At 61.8% G+C, this 22,198-nt stretch carries 20 protein-coding genes; 12 read left to right on the plus strand and 8 right to left on the minus strand.

Annotated elements, in window-relative coordinates; genetic code table 11:
* Positions 1 to 81: 81 nt before the first annotated feature.
* The 4 genes from B0G77_RS41675 (at position 82) to B0G77_RS41690 (ending at position 3,293) form a co-directional block, all read left to right on the plus strand.
* Entirely contained in the window at positions 82 to 765 is a 684-nt protein-coding gene (locus B0G77_RS41675) for a GntR family transcriptional regulator (RefSeq protein WP_133667919.1), read from the plus strand.
* Positions 766 to 950: 185 nt separating this feature from the next.
* Positions 951 to 1,538: an amino acid synthesis family protein gene (locus B0G77_RS41680; RefSeq protein WP_133667699.1), complete on the plus strand. Its 588-nt coding sequence runs from the start codon at positions 951 to 953 to the stop codon at positions 1,536 to 1,538.
* Complete coding sequence (locus tag B0G77_RS41685; protein ID WP_133667700.1) at positions 1,528 to 2,355, plus strand: alpha/beta fold hydrolase; 828 nt, start codon at positions 1,528 to 1,530, stop codon at positions 2,353 to 2,355. The genes B0G77_RS41680 and B0G77_RS41685 overlap by 11 nt, the downstream gene beginning before the upstream one ends.
* Before the next feature lie 11 nt (positions 2,356 to 2,366).
* Entirely contained in the window at positions 2,367 to 3,293 is a 927-nt protein-coding gene (locus B0G77_RS41690) for a flavin reductase family protein (protein ID WP_133667701.1), read from the plus strand.
* Positions 3,294 to 3,445: 152 nt separating this feature from the next.
* Here B0G77_RS41690 and B0G77_RS41695 read toward each other — a convergent pair whose 3' ends face one another.
* The 5 genes from B0G77_RS41695 to B0G77_RS41715 form a co-directional block, all read right to left on the minus strand.
* The gene (locus B0G77_RS41695; RefSeq protein WP_133667702.1) at positions 3,446 to 5,119 is read right to left on the minus strand and encodes an electron transfer flavoprotein-ubiquinone oxidoreductase; all 1,674 of its coding nucleotides are present in this window, start codon (positions 5,117 to 5,119) and stop codon (positions 3,446 to 3,448) included.
* Positions 5,120 to 5,130: 11 nt separating this feature from the next.
* Complete coding sequence (locus B0G77_RS41700) at positions 5,131 to 5,733, minus strand: HutD family protein (RefSeq protein WP_166656402.1); 603 nt, start codon at positions 5,731 to 5,733, stop codon at positions 5,131 to 5,133.
* 68 nt (positions 5,734 to 5,801) lie between these two features.
* Positions 5,802 to 6,749, minus strand: coding sequence for an FAD-binding protein (locus B0G77_RS41705; RefSeq protein WP_133667704.1), 948 nt, complete (start codon positions 6,747 to 6,749; stop codon positions 5,802 to 5,804).
* Positions 6,746 to 7,531 (minus strand): electron transfer flavoprotein subunit beta/FixA family protein, encoded by a 786-nt coding sequence (locus B0G77_RS41710; RefSeq protein WP_166656412.1) that lies wholly within the window; start codon positions 7,529 to 7,531, stop codon positions 6,746 to 6,748. Before B0G77_RS41710 ends, B0G77_RS41705 begins: the two co-directional genes overlap by 4 nt.
* Positions 7,532 to 7,555: 24 nt before the next feature.
* A complete protein-coding gene (locus tag B0G77_RS41715) occupies positions 7,556 to 8,740 on the minus strand; it encodes an FAD-binding oxidoreductase (protein WP_133667706.1) in 1,185 nt (394 codons plus the stop codon).
* A 210-nt stretch (positions 8,741 to 8,950) separates the two neighbouring features.
* Between B0G77_RS41715 and B0G77_RS41720 the strand changes: the two genes are divergently transcribed.
* Positions 8,951 to 9,916, plus strand: a complete 966-nt coding sequence (locus B0G77_RS41720; RefSeq protein WP_133667707.1) for a LysR family transcriptional regulator — start codon at positions 8,951 to 8,953, stop codon at positions 9,914 to 9,916.
* A gap of 334 nt (positions 9,917 to 10,250) precedes the next feature.
* On the opposite strand, the gene B0G77_RS41725 is transcribed toward B0G77_RS41720, so the two are convergent.
* Positions 10,251 to 10,853 (minus strand): XRE family transcriptional regulator, encoded by a 603-nt coding sequence (locus B0G77_RS41725; protein WP_133667708.1) that lies wholly within the window; start codon positions 10,851 to 10,853, stop codon positions 10,251 to 10,253.
* 224 nt (positions 10,854 to 11,077) lie between these two features.
* Here B0G77_RS41725 and glnT point away from each other — a divergent pair, with 224 nt between their 5' ends.
* The 7 genes from glnT to B0G77_RS41760 all read left to right on the plus strand — a co-directional run bounded on the left by glnT (position 11,078) and on the right by B0G77_RS41760 (position 20,672).
* Complete coding sequence (glnT, locus tag B0G77_RS41730; RefSeq protein WP_243751521.1) at positions 11,078 to 12,466, plus strand: type III glutamate--ammonia ligase; 1,389 nt, start codon at positions 11,078 to 11,080, stop codon at positions 12,464 to 12,466.
* 11 nt (positions 12,467 to 12,477) lie between these two features.
* A complete protein-coding gene (locus B0G77_RS41735) occupies positions 12,478 to 13,386 on the plus strand; it encodes a glutamine amidotransferase family protein (protein ID WP_133667709.1) in 909 nt (302 codons plus the stop codon).
* On the plus strand, positions 13,374 to 14,063 hold the full coding sequence (locus tag B0G77_RS41740; RefSeq protein WP_133667710.1) for a protein glxC: 690 nt from the start codon (positions 13,374 to 13,376) through the stop codon (positions 14,061 to 14,063). The genes B0G77_RS41735 and B0G77_RS41740 overlap by 13 nt, the downstream gene beginning before the upstream one ends.
* A 26-nt stretch (positions 14,064 to 14,089) precedes the next feature.
* A complete protein-coding gene (locus B0G77_RS41745) occupies positions 14,090 to 15,454 on the plus strand; it encodes an FMN-binding glutamate synthase family protein (protein WP_133667711.1) in 1,365 nt (454 codons plus the stop codon).
* Positions 15,455 to 15,520: 66 nt separating this feature from the next.
* Positions 15,521 to 16,954 (plus strand): APC family permease, encoded by a 1,434-nt coding sequence (locus B0G77_RS41750; RefSeq protein WP_133667712.1) that lies wholly within the window; start codon positions 15,521 to 15,523, stop codon positions 16,952 to 16,954.
* Positions 16,951 to 18,777, plus strand: a complete 1,827-nt coding sequence (locus tag B0G77_RS41755; protein ID WP_133667713.1) for a bifunctional protein-serine/threonine kinase/phosphatase — start codon at positions 16,951 to 16,953, stop codon at positions 18,775 to 18,777. The genes B0G77_RS41750 and B0G77_RS41755 overlap by 4 nt, the downstream gene beginning before the upstream one ends.
* A gap of 224 nt (positions 18,778 to 19,001) precedes the next feature.
* Complete coding sequence (locus tag B0G77_RS41760) at positions 19,002 to 20,672, plus strand: alkaline phosphatase family protein (RefSeq protein ID WP_133667714.1); 1,671 nt, start codon at positions 19,002 to 19,004, stop codon at positions 20,670 to 20,672.
* Between the two features lie 102 nt (positions 20,673 to 20,774).
* Here B0G77_RS41760 and B0G77_RS41765 read toward each other — a convergent pair whose 3' ends face one another.
* Together B0G77_RS41765 and B0G77_RS41770 are read right to left on the minus strand one after the other, a co-directional pair.
* Entirely contained in the window at positions 20,775 to 21,245 is a 471-nt protein-coding gene (locus B0G77_RS41765) for an RES family NAD+ phosphorylase (protein WP_133667715.1), read from the minus strand.
* Positions 21,242 to 21,697 (minus strand): antitoxin Xre/MbcA/ParS toxin-binding domain-containing protein, encoded by a 456-nt coding sequence (locus B0G77_RS41770; RefSeq protein ID WP_133667716.1) that lies wholly within the window; start codon positions 21,695 to 21,697, stop codon positions 21,242 to 21,244. Before B0G77_RS41770 ends, B0G77_RS41765 begins: the two co-directional genes overlap by 4 nt.
* Between the last annotated feature and the right edge of the window lie 501 nt (positions 21,698 to 22,198).

Below are 22,198 nucleotides of genomic sequence, written 5' to 3' on the forward strand. Positions count from 1 at the left end.
GTGGTTTGAGGTATTTCCTGTGCGATACTATGGGATTCCAAATACCAACCGGTTCGAGTATTGCCCGGAGAGCTGACCATGATGGATCAAATGCGTGTCGACCGCAGTGCGCCGACCCTGCGCGAGCTGACACTGGAGAAGTTGCGCGACGCGATTTCGCAGGGTTTTTATCGTCCTGGCGACCGTTTGATCGAACGCACGCTGTGCGATCAACTCGGCGTGAGCCGCACGGTGGTGCGCGAAGTGCTGCGCCATCTCGAGACTGAGGGTCTCGTCGAAACGGTGACGCATTCCGGGCCGGTGGTCGCGCGGCTCGACCCGGAGCAGGTTCAGGAAATCTATGAGATTCGCGCGTTGCTCGAGTCGGAGGCTGCGCGCGCGTGTGCCGAACATGCCACGCCAGCCCTCGTCAAGCAGCTGCGCGAAATTCGCAAGGAGATCGAAGATGCCTTCGATCAATCGGACTTCAAGCGCGTACTGGCGTACACCGAGCGCTTCTACGAGGCGATGTTTGCCGGTGCACGAAAGCCGATGATGCATCAGGTGGTCAAGTCGCTGAATGGCCGCATCAACCTGCTGCGCGCTGTCACGATCTCGTCGCCGGGGCGCGGCACAGATTCGAATCGCGAGATGAACAAGCTGCTCTCGGCCATCGCAAAGAAAGACGGCGAAGCCGCTGCCGCGGCTTCACTCGAACACGTGAGGCGCACGTCAGTCATTGCGATGGCTGCGCTCGCTGAAAAGGTCTCCGAAGAAAGCGCCTGACCTTCAGTCTTCACCCCGAAAAAAACCGCCGATTCCGGCGGTTTTTTTTCGTGCCTGCGTTTCAGCTCGTTCTCGTAAACCCCTCCGTCGGCTGAAAAATCTTGCATACGCTAATATGGAATACCATAATACATAGAAGGCGCCGTCGCATGAGGCTGCGGCGCATTGTCTGGAGGGGAAGTCTTATGAAGCTCGAGATTCGCAAGCTGGTTACCTATGTGGAAGACACGTTCATCGAGGGCGGCAAGGTCGCGCCGCGACCCCTGAAACTGTTTGCTGCGGCTGCGGTGCTGCGCAATCCGTGGGCCGGGCGCGGTTTCGTCGAGGACCTGCGGCCGGAGATTCACGGGCTGGCGCCGCAACTGGGTGAAGTGCTGACGAGCGCAATCCTCAATATTGCCGGGTCGGGCGAAGCCGTGGAGGGTTACGGTAAAGCGGCGATTGTCGGCACGGCGGGCGAAGTCGAACACGCGTCAGCGCTGATCCACACGCTTCGCTTCGGCAACAAGTTCCGCGAAGCGGTTGGCGCGAAGAGCTATCTGAGCTTTACGAACCTGCGCGGTGGCCCGAACACCCCCGTCACGATTCCGTTGATGCACAAGGGCGACGAAGGCATGCGCTCGCACTACCTCACCATCCAGTTCTCGATCGTGGATGCGCCTGCGCCTGACGAGCTTGTCATCGCGCTGGGTGCGTCGATCGGGGGCCGGCCGCATCACCGTATCGGCGACCGCTATCAGGATCTGAAGGAGCTGGGGACCCATGAAGCATGAAGCCGTCATGGGCCGTATGTCGATGAACGGTGAGTTCGACGGCACGGCATACAGCATTGCGGGCAACGGCGAAGCGCTCGTCCTCATCCACGGCGTGGGAATGAATCGCCGCGTCTGGGCGCCGCAAGTGGAGGCGTTGCAGGCGCACTTTCGGGTCATCACCTACGACATGCTCGGGCACGGCGCGAGTCGCTTGCCGGCAATCTCTCCGCAACTGGACGAATACGCCGCGCAGTTGCTGTCCCTGCTGAACCACTTCGAGATCGAGATCGCACATGTGGTCGGCCATTCGATGGGCTCGCTGATCGCTCTCGAATTCGCGTTGCGTTATCCCGCGCGCGTGTCGAGTGTGACGGCGCTCAACGCGGTGTACGACCGAACGCCGACGCAGCGGGCGGCCGTGATGCAGCGTGCTGCGTCGCTCGGAGGCAGCCTCGAGCAGCCCGGTATCGATGCGACGATCGCGCGCTGGTTCGACGACCCGGTGCCGGGCCATCTCGCCGACGTTGCGGAGCTCGTGCGTTCATTGCTGGAAACGGTGAATCCCGAGGGCTATGCGCGGACCTACCGGCTTTTTGCGAGTTCGGATCAGGCCCATGTGGGCCGCCTACCGCAACTTGCCGTACCGGCGCTTTTCATGACGGGTGAGTGCGATCCGAATTCCAGCCCCGCCATGTCGCTTTCGATGGCGGCAGCAGCCCCGGGGGCGCGCGCTGAGATCATTCCCAATGAACGGCACATGATGAACATCACGGCGCCCGCGATCGTGAACCAGCGGCTTCTGCATTTTATCCATGACGTGAGCCGCCAGTCCTGAGGAGCAGCAACATGTCCGAATCCGCTTTCGATGTCGTTGAATTTCGCCGCGCGCTGGGCGCGTTCGTCACGGGCGTGACCGTCGTGACGACGATTCAACCTGACGGTTCACCGCGTGGCTTTACCGCCAACTCGTTTACCTCAGTGTCGCTCGACCCGGCGCTGATCCTCGTTTGCATTGCGAAGACGGCGTCGAGCCATCCGGTGTTTTCCCAGACCCAGCGCTTCGCGGTCAGCGTGCTTGCGGAAGATCAGCGGCCCGTGTCGGGCGTGTTCGCGTCGAAGGCCGCCGACAAGTTCGCGCAGGTTGCGTGGCATGTCCGTCGCACCGGCAGCCCGGTGATGGATGGCGCCGCTGCGAGCTTCGACTGCGAGACCCATCAGGTGGTGGATGCAGGAGACCACATCATCCTGCTTGGCCGGGTCGTGGACTTCGCGCACTCCAGTGCCACACCGCTCGGTTATTGCCGTGGCGCGTATGTGGACTTCAGCCTGTCGCAGGACGCCCTGGCTGCAACCGGGCAGCGTGCGCAGGTTGGCGCGATTCTCGAGCATCCGGAGGGACTCGTTTTGATCAGAACGGCGGCAGGGTTGCAATTGCCGACCGGCACGCGGCTCGAACCGCTTTCCGACGCGGGGAGTCTGCGCGGTGTGCTCGGTGGCTGTCACCTGAACGCGAATCTGGATTTTCTGTTCGCGGTGTTTGAAGCGAAAGGCGTAACGAACATTTATTATCGCGGGCGCGTAGTGGACGATGGCCCCGTGGGCACAGATGTTTGCTATGTGCCGCTCAACGCCATACCGTGGGACGAGATTCGCGATCCGGCCGTTCAGTCCATGCTGCGCCGTTATGTGAAGGAACGCACCGAGGACGCGTTCGGCATCTATGTCGGCGATGTCGAAACGGGCACTGTACAGTCGCTTGTTTCAAATGCGTGAACGATGTGGCGGCTTCGGTCGTAACAGCCGCCACATCGCGCGTTTAGCCTTGCTTGATGGTTGTGATCTCGAACAGGCTCGTCGAGCCCGGCGAGAGACGTGTGTGGATGATGCATCTTCCGCGTGATTCGGTTGCGGTGAAAACCGTGAAGCTACATATTCGAATAGTTCGGTCCGCCGCCGCCTTCCGGCGTGACCCACACGATATTCTGCGTCGGGTCCTTGATGTCACAGGTCTTGCAGTGCACGCAGTTCTGCGCGTTGATCACGAGGCGTTCGCTGCTGTCCTCGTTCTTCACGAACTCGTACACGGCTGCCGGGCAGTAGCGGCTTTCCGGTCCTGCGTACGTCTGCAGGTTCACGTTCACCGGCACTGAGGCGTCTTTCAGCGTCAGGTGCGCCGGCTGGTTCTCTTCATGATTCGTGTTCGAGATGAACACCGACGACAGCCGGTCGAACGTCAGCTTGCCGTCCGGCTTCGGATAGTCGATCGGCTTGCACTGCGAAGCGGGCCTGAGCATCTCGTGATCCCAGTGCTGGTGATGCAGCGTCCACGGCACGTTGCCGCCCAGCAGCTTCTGCTCCAGTCCGACCATCACGGTGCCTAGATACAGGCCCTTGCTCATCCACTGCTTGAAGTTGCGCGCGCGGTACAGCTCGGTGTGCAGCCACGACTGTTTGAACGCTTGCGGATAGGCGGCCAGTTCGTCCGCCTGACGGCCGGCCTGGACCGCGTCGAAGGCCGCATCGGCGACCAGCATGCCGGTTTTGATCGCGGCGTGACTGCCCTTGATGCGCGAGGCGTTCAGGAACCCCGCATCGTCACCCACGAGCGCCCCGCCCGGGAACACGAGCTTGGGCAGCGACATCAGGCCACCGGCGGTAATGGCCCGCGCCCCGTACGACACCCGCTTGCCGCCTTCGAGGAACGTGCGGATCGACGGATGCGTCTTGTAGCGCTGGAATTCCTCGAACGGCGACAGGTACGGATTGGAATACCCGAGCCCGACGACAAAGCCCACCATCACCTGGTTGTTGTCGATGTGATAGAGGAACGAGCCGCCGTAGGTGTCGCTTTCCAGCGGCCAGCCGGCGGTGTGGATCACCAGCCCCGGCCTGTGCTTCGCCGGATCGATTTCCCACAACTCCTTGATGCCGATGCCGTAGACCTGCGGATCGACACCGTCGCGCAGTTTGAATCTGTCATGCAGCTGGCGGCCCAGATGGCCGCGCGCGCCTTCGCAGAACAGCGTGTATCTGGCGCGCAGCTCCATGCCGAGCTGGAAGTTTTCGGTCGGCTCGCCGTCCTTGCCGATGCCCAGATTGCCGGTCGCCACGCCTTTGACCGAGCCGTCATCGTTGTACAGCACTTCGGCGGCGGGAAAACCCGGAAAGATCTCGACGCCGAGCGCCTCGGCCTGCTGGCCCAGCCAGCGCGTGACGTTCGCGAGGCTGATGACGTAGTTACCTTCATTCCTGAAGTTATCCGGCAGCAGCCAGTGCGGCACGCTCTTCGCGCCGGTCGCCGACAGGAACAGGAAGCGGTCTTCGGTCACCGGCACATCGAGCGGCGCGCCTTTTTCCTTCCAGTCCGGGATCAGTTCGTTGAGTGCGCGCGGGTCCATCACCGCGCCGGAGAGGATGTGCGCGCCGATCTCCGAGCCTTTTTCCAGTACGCAGACGCCGAACTCGACGCCTTTCTCCTGCGCGCGCTGCTTCAGACGGATCGCCGCGGACAGGCCAGCCGGGCCGCCGCCGACGATCACGACGTCGTATTCCATCGACTCGCGCGGGCCGTATTGCTCAATGAGCGTGTCGCTTTGCATGGGAGGCTTCGTCAGTTGCTTGCCGCAAGGCGTTCAACCGTTTCGATCGCGATTGAAACGAGTTGTGCTCCCGGGCCGAACGGGCGAAGGTCCAGGTCTTCCTGTCGTCCTTCCGTCCAGATGCCCTTCATCGGTGTGAGCAAAACGTCGCGCAACACCGAACTGGAAACGGTCCATTGCCCGGCAAGGCAGATCAACAGATGGGTCTGCGCTGGCGTGATCCGCAGCGAGTTCGACGCGATACTGACTGCCGCGCGATAGTTGTCGCGTTGCGTGATGACGTTCAGCACGTTCACGGCGTTCGTCATCATGCTGACCCAGACATGCAGGTCGCCGGAGAAATGCACGGGCTGCCCCGTGCGGGCAACCAGTTGACCATCTTGCGAATGCAAATCGACTGACCCTTCGTCGAGCAGCAGTAGCGTGCGATTGAAGCCGGAAAACTGCGAGAACTTTGCCGCGCCGTTGAGCGTCACGAGGCTGACGCGCCATCCCACGTCGGTACGGTTCGACGGGCCGCGAGCGATTGTGCGCGTCGTACCGTTGCCATTCGCCCACGGCTCGGGCGGCAGCGCCGCACAGTCGATGAATCGGACAGACGCTTGCGGTTGCAAGGCCATGGCTCGACGGGGCGAAGCGCAGCAACGCTCAGCGTTCGATGAGGCGCCAGAAAGTGTTGTCGTCATGGCGCCGCCGGTCCCGCGCTGGTATGGATTTCAAGGTCCTGCATGACGTCGAACAGGTCGCAAACGATGCCGAAATCCGCAACCGAGAAGATGGGCGCGTCCGGATCCTTGTTTGCTGCGACGATGATTTTCGAGTCCTTCATCCCGGCCAGATGCTGGATCGCGCCGGAGATGCCAAACGCGAAATAGACGTCCGGCGCGACTGTCTTGCCGGTCTGCCCGACCTGTGCAGCGTTCGACGCATAGCCCGCGTCCACCGCAGCGCGCGAAGCGCCTAGCGCGGCGCCCATCTGTCCGGCGAGCCGGTTGAGCCGGTTCATATTCTCCTTCGACGCAAGGCCCCGGCCGCCGGAGACCACGACGCGAGCGTTGGCAAGGTCACGTCCCGTCTGTTCGGTGGTTTGCCGTTCAATCAGCCTCGTCTTCGCAAAGCCCGCAACTGGCTCGAGCGCGACGATTGAGGCGGCGCCACCGCTGCTGGCGACGGGGGCGAACGACGAGGCGCGAAACGTGGCGAACGTCTCGATGCTCGAGCTGGTGACCGTGGCGATCACACTGCCTGCATAGAGCGGTCGCAGGAAGCGGTTTTGATCGACGACGCCAGTGATATCGGCGAGGAAAGCGCAGCCCGCGAGCGCTGCCGCGCGCGGCAGCGCACATCGCCCGAGCGTGCGGTGACTGGCGCCGATCAGGGAATACTGGTGCGCGACAACCTGCAGCTGCAAGGCGACCGTTTCGGGCAGCAGTGCTTCGGCCGGGTCGCAGGCAGCGAGGAGCACGCGCTCGATTCCACTGATCCGCGCTGCTGCTTCTGCGACCGCCGCATCATGAACAAGGATGTCAACCGGGAGGCCGCGCTGTGAGACGGCGGCGACAACCCGCAACGTCGATTCCGCGATCACACCGTGGGCGCTGTCCCATTCACCTAATACGAGGCTTCTCATGAATTTGCTCCGGGATGTGCTGCCGCGTTATCGAACAGACGTTGCTGCGCCAGCGCGGCGATCAACGCGGCGGTATCCGGCACCTTGACGCCCGCCTGGCGGGTCGGCGGATCGGTCAGGTCGACAATCCGCGTGCGAGGCGCAAGGTCGACGCCGAACGACCCGGCATCGATGGTTGTGAGCGGCTTCTGCTTTGCTTTGACGATGCTCGGCAGCGTGACGCGGCGCGGCTCGGCGAGACGCAGGTCGGCGCTGACGACAGCCGGTCCGTCCAGTTGCCAGATCGAGGTGCCGGCGTCGTCGCCGCAGGTGACCTGCCAGCGCGCGCCGTCTGCGCTCAGCGCGCTCGCGTTGAGTGCCTGGGGCCAGCCAAGCAGGGCGGCGAGCATTGCTGCGACACCTCCGATGTCATCGTCGATCGCCTGCTTGCCGCACAGGACAAGACCGTATTCGTGCGTCGCCAGATGCGCGCAAAGCAGGCGCGCGACGGCGAGCGAATCGAGTGTCGCCGTGGCCGCGCCGGTATCGATCAGGATCGCATCATCCGCACCCATGGCGAGCGCGGTGCGCAGCACGTCCTGACTCGTCGCCAGTCCACAGGTGACGACCGTGACACGCGATGCGACGCCGGACTCCTTCAGTTGCAGTGCCTTTTCGACCGCACATTCGTCAAACGGATTGAGCGACATCTTCAGTCCGGCTGTGTCGATCGCGCCGTTCGCGTTGACCCGCACGCGCACATTCGCATCGACGACGCGCTTCACGGGAACCAGAATATTGATGGTCATGGGATGGGTCTCCTTCTATCAGGACACGGCGCCAAGGCCATATTTGCCGACCAGTAACGCGCCGCTGGCGAACCGGTCGAGTGCGTACGGCGCGAGCGAGACATCGGTCGGCAGCCCGAGCGCATGCTGAGCGAGGATCTTGCCGATCCCGGGCGACAGCTTGAAACCGTGACCCGAAAAGCCGAAGCCGACCACCAGTCCTGCGATGTCACCGACCTTGCCGAGAACCGGATTCCAGTCGGGGGTCACGTCGTAGACCCCGGTCCATGACGATGCCAGACCGGCGGTTTCGTAAGCTGGAAAGCGCTCGGCAACCTGCGCGCCCACTTCGCCGACGTAGTCGAGCGAGATATCGCCCTGTTCGGTTTCGGGCGTATTGAGGGTTTCGCCGACCACGCCTTCGGACACCAGCATCTGACTGCCACCGTAGCTGCGGTAATACAGCATGCCGGCGGAGCCCAGATCCTTGAACGCGGGCATCTTGAACGTGTAGGCCGCTTCGCACTCGAGTGCGAGCACGGTGTGCCGCTCGGGCTTGACCGGTAGCGGGATGTCAATCCATCCGGCCAGTTCCGGCGTCCAGATGTTCTGCGTGCTGATCAGCGTGCCGCAGCTGAACGAGCCGGCGCTCGTGTTCACGCCGACGATCTTGCGGCCTTCCCGGACGAGCCCAGTGACCGTGACGCCTTCCATGATCTTCACGCCGCGTCGGCGGGCCGAGCGGGCAAAGCTGGTCGCGACCAGGTAAGCGTCGGCAAAGCCAGCTTCCGGCTCGAAGCCGATCAGGGCCGTGTCGTCGAACTGTGCGATCGGCAGGCGTTCACGCGCCTCTCCCCTGTCGAGCAGCTGGACCTCGATGTCCATGTCCTGCTGGGCGGCCAGTGACGCTCGCAGCGGCTCGAGCTTGTCGCCTTCCGGAGCGCAGATCATGTAGCCACACTTGACGAGACCGCACGATGCCTCGTCGTCGCCGACATATTCCGCGAAGTTGTTGAACGCCCACCAGGACGACCTGGCGAGTTCTACGTTCTGGCGCACGGAGTAGTGTGTGCGCAGCAGCCCGGACGACTGCGACGTGGTGCCCGCGCCGATCGTGCCCTGTTCGAGAACGAGCACGCTGGTGGCACCGGATGCGGCGAGGTGGTGGGCGACCGACGCACCGATGACACCGGCGCCGATCACGACGAAGTCGTAGTGGCTCATGAAGACCTCTGGGGTGAACCTTGTGGGTGGGCCTTGGTACAGGCGATGGAGCTGATTCTAGGAAACCAGATCACACATCAATTTTGTATTAGGCAAACTTATGGAGAGCGGCCGCAATCGCTCATTCTGAGCGCTGGCGACGCGAGGACGCGCACTATGTGGCGTCGTCGCTGGCTGACTTGCGTAACGGACGACGGGAGTGGAGCACCGATGAGACGAACCCAGACACCAATCGACTTGCGCGCGCTGCAGGCCTTCGTCGCCGTGTGCGAAACCGGCTCGATGACAGGCGCGGCGAAGCAGCTGGGCGTGAGCCAGAGCGCGATCAGCCAGTCTGTCTCCGCGCTTGAGCGGGACCAGGGCGTGGCGCTGTTCGATCGTGACAGCCGTCCGCCACGCCCGAATATCGCGGGACGTGCACTACTGGAACTGGCCGGGCCGCTTATCGAGCACGCGCAGATGGTCAGCACGCGGATCGGCGATGCGTCGCATGCCGGCAAGCTGCCGGTACGGCTCGGCTGCGTCGATTCGTTTGCGGCGACCGTCGGGCCTGAGCTGATTCGCGCGGTGTCGGGATCGGCACGGCAGATTTCATTGTGGTCCGGGCTTACGCCGGGCTTGAGCAAGCAGTTGCATGACCGTGAGATCGATGTGGCCGTGTGCACGCAGACCGTGTTGAGCGATGCGCGGATTGTCGAGGTGCCGCTCTTCTCCGAGGCCTTCGTCGTCGTGGTGGCACGCAGTCTCTTGAAGGAACGCAAGAACCTCGACTGGCGCACGCTGACTCTCGAAATGCCGATGATCCGATACACCGCGCGTTCGGTCATCGGCCAGCAGGTCGAGCGCTTTGCACGTCACCTCGGCATCAACAGCGCGCGGCGCTACGAATTCGACGCAACCGATCCACTTCTCAGCCTCGTGGCAGCGAAGCTCGGCTTCGCCATCTCGACACCGCTATGCCTGTGGCAGGCACGCCATTATCTCGACGAGATTGCGGTACTTCCGTTGCCGCCGAGCCGGCTTGGGCGACGCGATTTCTTCATGCTGCACCGGCAGGGCGAGTGGGACGATTTTGCTGGCGAGATCGTCAATCTCACACGCGGCGTGCTGGATCATTCCATTCAACCTGCGTTGCGTCGAGCGCTGCCGCAGCTGCCAGAAGACGCACTTCGATAATGCCGTTCAGTCGTCGACGAAAGCCTCTATTCAGCCAACGCATGCGACGCGTGCTGGAAGGCTCGTTGAGTGCATTAGCCGCGCTGTAATGTTCGAAAGGGTCATAAGTCCCGCTAATTGTTATTCATAACCGCTGTTGCCGTTTCAGTGCAGTGCCGCACCAGATGAACGATGTAAGCGCACCTCGGGAAAGCAGCACCCTGGTATTGGCGCAAAAAACAGGTGCCTGACATGCGCCCAAAGTGTTTATCTGCAGGAACATTTGATTCATTTGGATAAACATGGCACGGAGGTTGCATAAGTATTGCTGTCGCGTGCCCAGCCGTTTTCATTTTCAGTCGGGAGCCGTCTGCGGGTAGACGAAGATCGACAGGAACTGGATGGGTGTTTTGATCAGGCGCTCCGGTCCATGCGGAATTTCTCCCTGGAAGGTCAGGGTGTCGCCGGGGTGGAGGATGTAGGTTTGCTGGCCGTGCCGATATTCGATCACGCCTTTGAGCATGTGGATGAATTCGGTGCCTGGATGCTCGAATACAGGAAAGCGTTCGGCCTCGTCCTCCATCGTGATCAGAAACGGTTCGAAGACTTTTCTCGGACCCTGGTCATAGGCAAGCAGGTGGTAGGTATGGCCGCGTTTGGTGCCTTTGCGGACCACCTCCATGCCGGCGCCTTTCTTGACCAGCTGGGCGCCGCCCTGGGGCACGTCGAAGTTGCGAAACAGAGTGGAGAGTGAAACGCCCAGCGCCTGCGCAATTCGGTTGAGGACGTCGAGCCCGGTAGAGGTTTGTGCGTTCTCGATCTTCGAGAGCATGCCGCGGCTGATTCCGGCCTGTTCCGAAACCTGCGCGATGGTCAATCCATGGCGCTGGCGAAGTTCGCGGATGGTAGCGCCCAGGTAGCGTTCGAGTGGAGTTTTGCTGTCGTCCCCGTTCTGCATGATCGGCCTCGTTAAAGATGGGAGGGTATCAGATTGCATCTGCGCAGGTGCGCGCAGAAAGTTGCATGTAGGGAATCATTGTTGCATAACAATAAATTCGCCTACATGCCGCAGACAAGCTTGAAGCACGCCGGAGCCGGCTGCTTGAGGTTGTCGTGAGCGGGGCCATGCGACAGCGCATGGCTTCTCAAAACCAGCGAAAGATGGTGTTGCAAGGAGTATTGATGAACCTGAACGATGCGAACAAGCTACCGCTCAATGAGCTTGGAAGCGTGCCCCGATTCAGTTCGGCGGAAGAGGCGCAGGACTACTTGACACAGCAGGGCGTGAAGTACGTGCTCGCGCAATTCGTCGATATTCACGGTGTTGCGAAAGCGAAGTCGGTGCCGGTGGCGCATCTCAAGGGCGTGCTGAAGGCAGGCGCGGGCTTTGCGGGGTTTGCGATCTGGGGTGTCGGGATCGAGCCGAACGGGCCCGACTATATGGCAGTGGGCGATCTGTCGACGTTGACGCCGGTGCCATGGCAACCCGGCATCGCGCGGATCGTTTGCGATGGACATGTTCAAGGCAAACCCTGGGCGTTCGATTCGCGCGTCACGCTGAAAAAACAGGTGACCCGGCTGACCGAACGTGGCTGGACGCTGTTCACAGGACTCGAGCCGGAATTCTCGTTGCTCAGGCGCTCGGTGTCCGGCAGCATCGAGCCGTGCGATCCGACCGATACGCTGGCGAAACCCTGCTATGACTACAAGGGCCTGTCGCGCACCCGCGCTTTCCTCGAGAAGCTGACTGAATCGATGCGCGCCGTGGGCATCGATGTCTATCAGATCGACCATGAAGACGCGAACGGACAGTTCGAAATCAACTACACGTACACCGATTGCCTGACGTCCTGCGATCACTACGTGTTCTTCAAGATGGCGGCCTCGGAGATTGCCAGCGACCTGGGCCTTATCTGCTCGTTCATGCCGAAGCCCTTCGCGAATCGCCCGGGTAACGGCATGCATATGCATATGTCGATCGGCGACGGCGAGCGCAATCTGTTCTCGGACCGGAGCGATCCGACCGGCATGGGGCTATCGAAGATGGCCTATCACTTCACGGCGGGTCTGCTTGCGCACGCGCCCGCGCTGACCGCGCTTTGCAATCCGACAGTGAACTCCTACAAGCGGCTCGTCGTGGGCCGTTCGCTGACCGGGGCAACGTGGGCGCCTGCCTACATCAGTTATGGCGACAACAACCGCTCGACCATGGTTCGAGTGCCGGGCGAGCGCATCGAATTGAGGTTGCCCGATGGTTCATGCAATCCGTATCTGGCCACCGCTGCGGTCATCGCCGCGGGACTCGACGGCATCGATCGCGAACTGTCGGCGGGCGAACCGGCCAACGAGAACCTCTACGAGTGGTCGCAGGACAAGCTGAAGGAACACGGCATTGGCGTGTTGCCGCAAAACCTGGAACAGGCGCTGGACGCGCTGGAGAGCGACCGCTTGATCTGCGACGCGCTGGGCCCCGTTGCCGACGAGTTCCTCAAGCTCAAGAGGATGGAGTGGCTCGAATACATGCGTCACGTATCGGATTGGGAACTGAAGAGTTACCTGGAATTTTTCTAAGGAGAATCAACATGTGCGGAATCGTAGGTCTGCTGGTGAAGACCCCGGCACTACGCGAGCGCCTCGGCCAACTGATGGTGCCAATGCTGATCGGCATGACAGAGCGAGGACCGGATTCGGCCGGACTCGCGGTGTTCGGCCAGTCCATCGAAGCAAGCCAGCGCAAGCTGAGTGTGTATTCAGGCTTCACCGACGAAGGGAGCCGGTTCGACTGGCAGCGGCTGTTGTCGACGCTCAATGCAGCGATGGACGTCACGGCGCGCATCGAAGCCAAAGCGAATCACGCCGTTCTAACGGTGCAGGGCGATCCTGAGGTCGTGAAGCAGTGGCTGCGCGAAAACTATCCGAAGCTCTATCTGCTGTCGACGGGGCGCTCGATCGATCTTTACAAGGACATTGGGTCGCCGGCCGAAGTGGCGCAACGCTACGAATTCTCGGACCTGAAGGGCTCGCATCTGGTTGGCCATACCCGCATGGCGACCGAATCGGCCGTGACGCCGGACCGCGCGCATCCGTTCACGGCCGGGGAAGACTTTTGCCTCGTGCACAACGGCTCGTTGTCGAATGCACACGGTGTGCGCCGCAAGCTCGAGCCCCAAGGCATTCATTTCGACACGGACAACGACACGGAAGCGGCATGCCGCTTTCTGGAATGGCGCCTGCGTGAAGGCGACGAGTTGCCGGTCGCACTGCAAAAGGGTTTCGAAGAGCTCGATGGCTTTTATACCTTCCTGATGGGCACGCCGACTGAGCTTGCCCTGATCCGCGATCCGTTCGCCTGCAAGCCTGCGGTCGTCGCGGAGAACGACGACTACGTGGCGATCGCATCCGAGTTCCGCTCGCTCGCCCACCTGCCGGACATCAGGAACGCGAAGGTATTCGAACCCGCACCCGAGGAGATGTATGTATGGAAAGCATGACGTTTGACCTTGAGCGCTCATCGGTACGGGAACTCAACCAGTTCCTGCACGGCAAGGCCGAAGAACTCGAAGGCCTTCAGGTGACAGTCGCCACGCCCGACGGCGCACACAACATCGCGGTTGGCGTGGACGCGCATGTTCAGGTCACGGTTGAGGGGCACGCCGGCTACTACGCTGGCGGCATGAACAAACACGCGACGATCGTGATCCAAGGGAGCGCCGGAACGGGTGTCGCCGAAAACATGATGAGCGGCAAGGTGCACGTCAAGGGCTTTGCGTCGAACGGGGCGGGCGCTTCCGCTCACGGCGGCCTGCTGGTGATCGACGCCGACGCTGGTTTGCGCTGCGGCATCTCCCTGAAGGGCGGCGACATCGTGGTGGGCGGTTCAGTGGGTAGCTTTTCGGCCTTTATGGCGCAAGCCGGCCGCATGGTGATCTGCGGCGACGCCGGTGACGCGCTCGGCGATTCGCTCTACGAGGCCGTGCTGTATGTGCGAGGCGAAGTGAAGTCGCTGGGTGCAGACGCGCAGTTCGAGCCGATGACCGAGACGGACGTTGCCGCGGTGGGCGACCTGCTTCGCGCGGCCGGGTTGAACCACGACCCCAGGTCTTTCAGGCGCATCGCTTCGGCGCGCACGCTCTACCACTGGAACGCCGACGCGAACCAGGAATACTGAACACCACGCTCATCGAGAAGGTCCCCATGGAAGCCAAACCTGTTCACTTCGCACGCTTGCAGCAAGAAGAGTCGCAAGGCTACGACCGCAAGACGATCGACTACATTCACGCGGCCGCCCAGCGTGGTCTTTATGAAATCCGCGGCCTCGGCGCGAAGCGCCGCGTGCCGCACTTCGACGATCTGCTGTTTCTCGGCGCGTCGCTCTCGCGTTACCCGCTTGAGGGCTATCGCGAGAAGTGCGTGACCCAGACGGTGCTCGGTACGCGCTTCGCAACGAAGCCCGTCGTGCTCGACATCCCCATCACGATTGCGGGGATGAGCTTCGGCGCATTGTCGGCTTCCGTGAAGGAAGCGTTGGGCCAGGCGGCGACGTCGATGGGCACCTCGACCACGACCGGCGACGGCGGCATGACGCAGGAGGAGCGCCGTTCATCGAAGACGCTTGTGTATCAATGTCTGCCGTCGCGTTACGGTTTCAATCCAGACGACGTGCGCCGCGCGGATGCTATCGAGATCGTGATCGGACAGGGCGCGAAGCCGGGCGGCGGCGGCATGCTGCTGGGCCAGAAGGTGAACCCGCGCGTCGCCGCAATGCGCACATTGCCAGCGGGTGTCGATCAGCGCTCGGCCAGTCGCCATCCGGACTGGACCGGCCCCGACGATCTCGCGATCAAGATCAAGGAGTTGCGCGAAATTACCGATTGGGAAAAGCCCATCTACGTAAAGGTCGGCGCGACGCGAACCTTCAACGACGTCAAGCTGGCCGTGCATGCGGGCGCCGACGTTGTGGTTATCGATGGCATGCAGGGCGGTACGGCGGCCACGCAGACCTGCTTTATCGAGAACGTCGGCATTCCGACGCTTGCAGCAGTGCGCCAGGCTGTCGATGCGCTCGAAGACCTCAACATGAAGGGCACCGTGCAGCTGATCGTGTCAGGCGGCATTCGCACCGGCGCCGACGTGGCCAAGGCACTTGCAATGGGTGCCGACGCTGTTGCGATTGGTCAAGGCATTCTGATGGCTCTGGGGTGCAACAGCAATACGTATTCCCAGAACGGTGCGCTGCATTCGGCCGCCGCAGATTACGCCACGCTCAACACGTCCCCGGGATTTTGCCACCACTGCCATACCGGCAAGTGTCCGGTCGGCGTGACGACCCAGGATCCCGTGCTTGAACAGCGCGTGCAGGCGGAGGAGGGTTCGCGTCGTGTGCGCAACTATCTCAAGACCTTGAACATGGAATTGACGACGATCGCTCGCGCGTGTGGCAAGCAGAACGTGCATCACCTCGAACCGGAGGATCTGGTTGCGCTGACCGTTGAAGCGGCGGCGATGGCCCGCATTCCGCTTGCCGGTACGTCGTGGATTCCCGGGCACACCCCTTATTGAGCGTCTTTGTTTCCCGTTTCTGGCTCAACGTATTTTCATTCGCATCGATCGACAGGAGAATCCAGCATGAGCGCGACGCAGCAAGCCGCACCCATTTCACCGAAGTCTGCAGACCTTCGCTCGTCGAGTCTCGGTTTCATGGAGACCATTGGTCAGTCTCTGGCGAATATTTCGCCGACGCTGACGCCGTCGATTAACGTCGTCGCCGTGGCAGCACTGGCAGGCGCGGGCAGTTGGCTGGTCTACGGGCTCTCGACGCTGGGGCTCCTGTTCGTCAGCCTGAATATCGTGGTGCTCGCGAGCCGCTTCGCGGCGGCCGGGTCGTTCTTCATTTTCATCTCGCGTGCGCTCGGCCCGATGGCAGGTGGCATCGCCGGTTGGGGGCTGATTGCGGCCTACACCGGGACGGCCATGGGGGTGCTTGCCGGCGAGGCGATTTTTGTGCAGAACGCCTTCGCGCCGTGGGGCATCAACGTGCCGACGTGGCTGATCTATGTGGTCAGCGGCGGGCTGGTCTGGTTTCTCGCCTCGCGCGACATCAAGCTGTCGTCACGCCTGAGTCTCGCGATCGAGGCCGCCTCGATCGTCATCGTCGGCGGTGTGCTGTTGGTGGTTTTCTACCAGCATCCGAACCGCATTGTCGATCATACCCAGCTCACATTGCAGGGCACCACGCCGAAGGGGCTCGCCGAGGCCATGGTGCTGGGCATCTTTTCTTTCGTTGGATTCGAGAGCGCAGCGTCGCTCGGCAAGGAGACGAAGGACCCGTTGCGTGCCATTCCTCGCGCGGTGATCTGGAGCATGATCCTTGCCGGCGCCTTCTTCACCTTTGTCGCCTATGCGATGGTGGTCGCCTATAACGGCGACGTGAACAAGCTCGGTAACGACACGGCGCCGCTCTTGACCCTGTTGAACGGGCTCGGCATGCCAGGCCTCGGTCCTGTGTTCTACCTGATCGCCTCGGTGAGCGCATTTGCCTGCGTGCTGGCTTCGATCAATGCCGCGAGCCGCCTGCTGTTTTCGATGGGACGTTACCAGTTCGTACACCGTTCGATGGGCATGGTGCACACGCGGCACCAGACGCCGCACTACGCGGTGGCCTTCGCCTCGATTCTCACGCTGGTGGTCAACTTTGCGCTGATGGGTACCGGGGTCCTGAATACGTTCGGCTACACGAGCACCTTTGCGACCTTCGGTTTCATCGTGGCTTATTTCCTGATTTCGGTGTCGGCTCCGATCTACCTGAAAAAGCAGGGGCAACTCAAGCTCGCCAACGCGATTGTCGGCGTGGTCGGTGCGCTTTCGATGATCGGTGGATTCTTTGGCAGCGTCTATCCCATTCCGGCCTATCCCTACAATATCCTCCCGTATCTTTTTATCGGCTACATGGTCTTTGGTCTGATCTGGCTTGCCATGTTGAAGAAGCGCTCGCCTCAGGTTCTCGATAAGATCGAGCACGACCTCGAATCGAGCGAGTCGGCGATTTTCGGAAAGAAATGATCCCCACTTCCCCCGCGCACATCGTGCCTGACCCTGACGCGCGTCCCACACGGACCGCGCAGAAGGGAGCGGGGGAGACCGTGCGGTCCAGCATCGCGGCGGGCCGCTCTGCAGTGGAAGGCTGCGTGCGGCTGCTGCCCGAGCGCGGCGAATGCCCGGAGCTCGAGATAGCCTTCGCGTCGACGCCGGGCCGCGACAGCACCAACGAGGACTATGTGGGCGTGATGCTCGGCGACTTCGGGCAACGTTCGATTAGAGGCAGCGTGGTCGCCATCGCTGACGGCATGAGCGGCGGCAAGGGCGGACGCGTGGCTGCCGAGCTTTCGGTGCGGAGCTTTATCGACGCCTACTACGCGCTGCCTGAGACGCTCGCGCCCGAAACGGCGGCATCACGCGCGCTGGATGCCATCCATCGCTGGCTGCATCAGATCGGTCGTACCGATGCTGAACTCAGCCTCATGGCGGCCTCGTTCGCGGCCCTCATAGTGCGCGGCGGTGCTGCCTGGATGATTGCGGCGGGCGACGTGCGGCTTTACATGCTGCGCGACGGGCAGCTCTCGCAACTTGATGAAGACGACCTCGTACACGTGACTTTCGGCGCGTTCGTTGCCCAGGCCGTGGGCCTGCATGCCAGCCTCGTGACTCGGGTCGAGAGCTGGGCACTACAGGACGGTGATCGTCTGCTGCTGTGCAGCGACGGGCTTTATCGTCGCCTCGCCGCTCGCGAATTGCAGGCCGCGCTATCAGCCTGGACGCCGCCGGCTGTTGTGGCGAACCGGCTTGTCCAGGCGGCGCGGGAGCGCGGGTCGAGGGACGACGTTTCCGTCGCCGTCGTCGACGTCAGCAACATCCCCGCACTCGACTTCGGTTACCTCGAGCGTGTCATTGGCAAATTGCCGATTCCTGCCGTTCCTGCCTGCGGCGACGTGGTCGACGGTTATCTCCTGACCACCATCCTCAATGACGGTTATTACTCACGCATCTTCCTTGGTCACGATCTTGCCGACCCACAGACGCGGCTGGCCCTGAAGTTTCCCAAGCCGCGAGTCGAGCAGGATGCGAACGTCCGGCATGCTGTCGTGCGCGAGCGCTGGCTGGCAGGCAAGATTGGTGACGAGGGTATTCTCGCGCCGCTGGCAATCGACCAGACGCGCCAGACCCGGCTTTACGTCGTCATGCCGTTTTGCGATGGCCTGACCCTGGAGACGCTCATCACCCCGGTTCCTGTTTCGCTTATCCGAGGGCTGGAGATCGCGCAACAGCTCGGTCGTGCGATCTACGCACTGAACCGTCGGAATATTTTCCATCGCGACATCAAGCCGGAGAACGTGCTTGTCATGGGCGATGGTGGGATCAGGCTTCTTGACCTCGGTTTCGCGTATATGCCGGGCTTGCTGGCACCGGGGCCGGAAACCGCACCGGGGACCCCCGCCTATATGGCGCCCGAGCTCATGAAAGGCGCGCAGGGCGATGCGCGTTCCGAGGTGTTTGCATTTGGCGTGACGCTCTACCGCACGTTCAGTGCCGGGCGGCTACCTTACGGCTTCAACGGGCGCGTGCCGCTGCATCATCACAGGCCAGACCTGCCGGAATGGCTGGACCTCGTCGTTGAAAAGGCATTGCAACCTGATCCGAAGCGCCGCTATCAGGACGTGCTCGAGATGTGCGCCGACCTCGAGCGTTTTGCGGGGGGGACGGGGGATGTTGCGCCTTCCCGTCCCGCGTCTTTGATCGAGCGGAACCCGCTGGTGTTCTGGCAGACAACCGCGTTCATCCTTCTTGTCCTGTTGCTGCTTTCGTTGGCGCGTATGCATGCAGGATGAGGTTGCGCGCTTTCGAGGACCAGGCCGATGACTCCACGCAACAGGAGACGGCAGTGGCTGCATTCCGCTGATACAAATTGTTGCATTCTCTCAAACGCCCGCCCCGTGGGCCTCCCGGTTCCCGCCGGAAGACAACCGAAAGCAACCCGTCACAGGACTTTCTCATTCTCATACTTATCTCTCCTTGGGAAACGGTCCCTCCCAATCAACTTACGAGGTGAAGAATGGACGAGATCAGGAAGTGGGTTGGAGTCGGCGCAATATTCAGCGCGAGCGTGCTGGCTTTCGCGAGCATGGCCGCGACAGCGCAGGATGACGATCACCACCAGCAGTACAGGCACGTCTTGCTGATCAGTGTGGACGGGATGCATGAGGCCGACCTGGTCAATTACATCAAGACACACCCGGGATCCACCTTCGCGAAACTGGTCAAACATGGCGTCGAGTACACCCATGCTTCAACCTCCAGGCCCTCGGACTCGTATCCCGGGCTTCTGGCCTTTGCAACCGGCGGTAGCCCCCTTAGCCACGGCGTCTTCTATGACGATACTTACGACGCTACCCTGTTCAAACCGGGCAGTAATTGCACCGGCACGCCCGGCACGGAAGTGACCAACTTCGAAGCGCTCGACTGGGATCTCAGCAAGTTGGACGGCGGATCGCCACCAGCCGGCGCGGCGTTCGATCCACGAAATCCGCACATCAATCCCGCGATGCTCCCGCTGCGCAAGACCGCCAGCGGCTGCGAGAAGGTCTGGCCGCATCTATATCTCAAGAACGGGACGAACACGATCTTTGAGATCATCCATGAGGCTGGCTTACGAACCGCATGGTCGGACAAGCACCCGGCCTACGAGATCGTCAACGGGCCGTCTGGGCAGGGGCTGGACGAACTCTACGCACCCGAGATCAACTCGACCTCCCTGCAAGCCAATGGCTATCCGACCGCGCCCGCGAGCGCCGATTGGACCACCGACCCGACCTATACCCGGACCTATGACGGCTTCAAGGTCAAGGTCGTCCTGAACTGGATCCATGGGCTGGATCAGTCCGGGACGAAGCGGGTCGGTGTACCCGCGATCTTCGGCATGAACTTTCAGGCTGTCAGCGTCGGACAAAAGGTCACGGTGGCCATGGAAGGCGCCTCCACGACCCGTGGCGGCTATCTCGACGCAGCCGCGACCCCGACACTGCCGTTGGAGCAATCGCTAGACTTCGTCGATGCCTCTTTGGGCCAGATGTACGATGCGCTCAAAGCGAGCGATCTCCTGCATTCGACGCTGTTCATCGTCGGAGCCAAGCATGGCCAATCGCCGATCGACATCAAGAAGCTTCACATGCGGAGCGGCTCGACGAACGCCTATGCCACCGCTGACGTGAGCGACCCCGCCGACCTGCTCACCAATGGCGGCGTACCGGTCGCATGGGAAACGTCCGACGACGTGTCGCTCATATGGCTCAAAAGCCACGGTGATATGGCTAAGGCAGTATCGATCCTCGGCGCTGACCAGGCGAGCGTCAATTCCACCCACATCCAGACCCTCTATGACGGCACAACCTTGAAGTCGATCTGGGGCGATCCCACGAAGGGCCGTGTCCCTGATCTCATCATCCAGCCGATACCGGGGACGATTTACAGCAAGAGCGCGGCAAAGCTGGCCGAGCACGGCGGCCTCGCCACTGACGATACGAACACGCTGTTGGTGGTCTCCAATCCGAAGCTGGAAAAGAAGGTCGTCGATATGCCGGTGACGAACACGCAAGTGGCGCCGACCATCCTGAAGGCGCTCGGCCTCGACCCACACAAGTTGGTGGCCGTTAAGCGTGAAGGCACCCAGGTCCTTCCAGGCCTCGAGACCACTGGAGATGACGATCCTGGTGCCCGTTCGGAGTGACGGCAGCGAAAGCGCCGGCGGTCTTTTAGCTTGAGGCCGTCGGCGTGACGTGTTTGGGGTCGGTGGTAAGAATCGAGGGGCGAGCGAGATCCATCAGAGCCTTCAGCTCCGGGTCAGAAGCTTAAGGATCCGGTCGTCGTGCTTTACATGGAGTGCGTCGACAATCCGCACGGCGTCAGCGGCGGGATGGACTGGGTTGAGAAGGAAGTTGTGGGCGAAGGGAACGACCGCGCTCGGCACCTTCAACACAGCGCTCGTTTCTGTCTGCAGCCACTCCGTGCCCGCGCCGCGCGACCAGTCGTGGTTTTGCCGCCAGTCGTCGGGGACGTCGGCGTCCGCGATCTCAGCAACTGGAACGTCATCGCCGACCTCGACGCGCAACAGTTGATAGCCGTCAGGCAACTGGCCGACGCTGGCGATCTCCATGTGGACAAGAATCTCAAGGAGGGCCAGCGCCGGGTGTTCCGCCAGATAGACGACAGGCTGTCCCGCAAAATGCCATCGCCCCGGAGCGCGGAGCCCACCTATACCTCTCAGATCCGCATAGTTGCTTATTCTCCAAAGGACCATCAGGCGAAGTAACCTTCGTCGATCTGGACAAGGGCTTCCTCTACGAGACGTGCCCCATGCTCGGTGCTAACCATATCGAGTGCCGACTTTCTGCCAAAGCGCGCCTGATCGGTCCTGAGCCAGGCCATTGCCTTGTTCGGGTCACCAAAGGTCGACGTGGCTTGAGCGAGAATCCTGGCGAGCCGAATCGCCTTGTCCGACTCGTCAGCTGATAGCCGCTCGTGATGCTGGCGCCGATGTGTCAGAGTGCGTCGCGGGATGATGAACGAGAGCTCGTCCACCTTCAGGCCACGCTCTGACAGCCGGTCGATCACGGCAACGTCGACACGAGCATTCGCTATCTCCGCGAGATCTGCACCGGACTGAATCCGGGCGTCGAGCAGTTGCTCCAGCACGTTGAACTCGGCCCGTCGCGGATCGGCCGCGCCAGTCGGTTTAAACGAAACGATCGTCATGGGGCCTCCCTTCGGCAATATGCCCATACATTATAGGCGTTTTGCCGATTCGTTGGCCAGTAACCATGGAATGTGCTGTCGGCCGGTCGACCCGCGTGGTTTTCTCGAGATCTACCCAATCGCTGCGTATATCTACGGTACTGTATAGATATACAGATAAACGCTTCACGCCGTAGTTCGGCTTCCCCTCCACTGATGCTTCCACGTTGCTACGGTCGGGATACCGTGCTGGCTCCGGCTGACTGCGATTCGTCGATCCAGCCGGGTCCGCCGAAGTTCTTGCAGGTCTAAGTGGCGGTGCTGTGTCGTGAGCGGCAGTCGCTTTACCGTGGAGCCGCACGACGCGGGGCGTTACCACCAGCTGGTGGCGTTCCGAAAGGGCGCGGGTTCGTGGTGATGTAAGCTCTAACTCATAGTCCCGGCACGAAACACAGATCGGGCGCGGCAGGGCTTTCGCAAGAGCGTCAGTCGGGCGACCCGGCTCTCACAAAAGGGGTGACC

The sequence above is a fragment of the Paraburkholderia sp. BL10I2N1 genome (assembly GCF_004361815.1).
Lineage (GTDB): Bacteria > Pseudomonadota > Gammaproteobacteria > Burkholderiales > Burkholderiaceae > Paraburkholderia.

What these genes read in the sequence shown, in the direction of transcription:
- B0G77_RS41675 (WP_133667919.1), top strand. Translation starts at nt 82, where the DNA reads ATGGATCAAATGCGTGTCGACCGCAGTGCGCCGACCCTGCGCGAGCTG.
- glnT (WP_243751521.1), top strand. Translation starts at nt 11,078, where the DNA reads ATGAACCTGAACGATGCGAACAAGCTACCGCTCAATGAGCTTGGAAGC.
- B0G77_RS41705 (WP_133667704.1), bottom strand. Translation starts at nt 6,749, where the DNA reads ATGAGAAGCCTCGTATTAGGTGAATGGGACAGCGCCCACGGTGTGATC.
- B0G77_RS41750 (WP_133667712.1), top strand. Translation starts at nt 15,521, where the DNA reads ATGAGCGCGACGCAGCAAGCCGCACCCATTTCACCGAAGTCTGCAGAC.
- B0G77_RS41715 (WP_133667706.1), bottom strand. Translation starts at nt 8,740, where the DNA reads ATGAGCCACTACGACTTCGTCGTGATCGGCGCCGGTGTCATCGGTGCG.
- B0G77_RS41695 (WP_133667702.1), bottom strand. Translation starts at nt 5,119, where the DNA reads ATGCAAAGCGACACGCTCATTGAGCAATACGGCCCGCGCGAGTCGATG.
- B0G77_RS41735 (WP_133667709.1), top strand. Translation starts at nt 12,478, where the DNA reads ATGTGCGGAATCGTAGGTCTGCTGGTGAAGACCCCGGCACTACGCGAG.
- B0G77_RS41740 (WP_133667710.1), top strand. Translation starts at nt 13,374, where the DNA reads ATGGAAAGCATGACGTTTGACCTTGAGCGCTCATCGGTACGGGAACTC.
- B0G77_RS41760 (WP_133667714.1), top strand. Translation starts at nt 19,002, where the DNA reads ATGGACGAGATCAGGAAGTGGGTTGGAGTCGGCGCAATATTCAGCGCG.
- B0G77_RS41755 (WP_133667713.1), top strand. Translation starts at nt 16,951, where the DNA reads ATGATCCCCACTTCCCCCGCGCACATCGTGCCTGACCCTGACGCGCGT.
- B0G77_RS41690 (WP_133667701.1), top strand. Translation starts at nt 2,367, where the DNA reads ATGTCCGAATCCGCTTTCGATGTCGTTGAATTTCGCCGCGCGCTGGGC.
- B0G77_RS41685 (WP_133667700.1), top strand. Translation starts at nt 1,528, where the DNA reads ATGAAGCATGAAGCCGTCATGGGCCGTATGTCGATGAACGGTGAGTTC.
- B0G77_RS41720 (WP_133667707.1), top strand. Translation starts at nt 8,951, where the DNA reads ATGAGACGAACCCAGACACCAATCGACTTGCGCGCGCTGCAGGCCTTC.
- B0G77_RS41770 (WP_133667716.1), bottom strand. Translation starts at nt 21,697, where the DNA reads ATGACGATCGTTTCGTTTAAACCGACTGGCGCGGCCGATCCGCGACGG.
- B0G77_RS41745 (WP_133667711.1), top strand. Translation starts at nt 14,090, where the DNA reads ATGGAAGCCAAACCTGTTCACTTCGCACGCTTGCAGCAAGAAGAGTCG.
- B0G77_RS41725 (WP_133667708.1), bottom strand. Translation starts at nt 10,853, where the DNA reads ATGCAGAACGGGGACGACAGCAAAACTCCACTCGAACGCTACCTGGGC.
- B0G77_RS41680 (WP_133667699.1), top strand. Translation starts at nt 951, where the DNA reads ATGAAGCTCGAGATTCGCAAGCTGGTTACCTATGTGGAAGACACGTTC.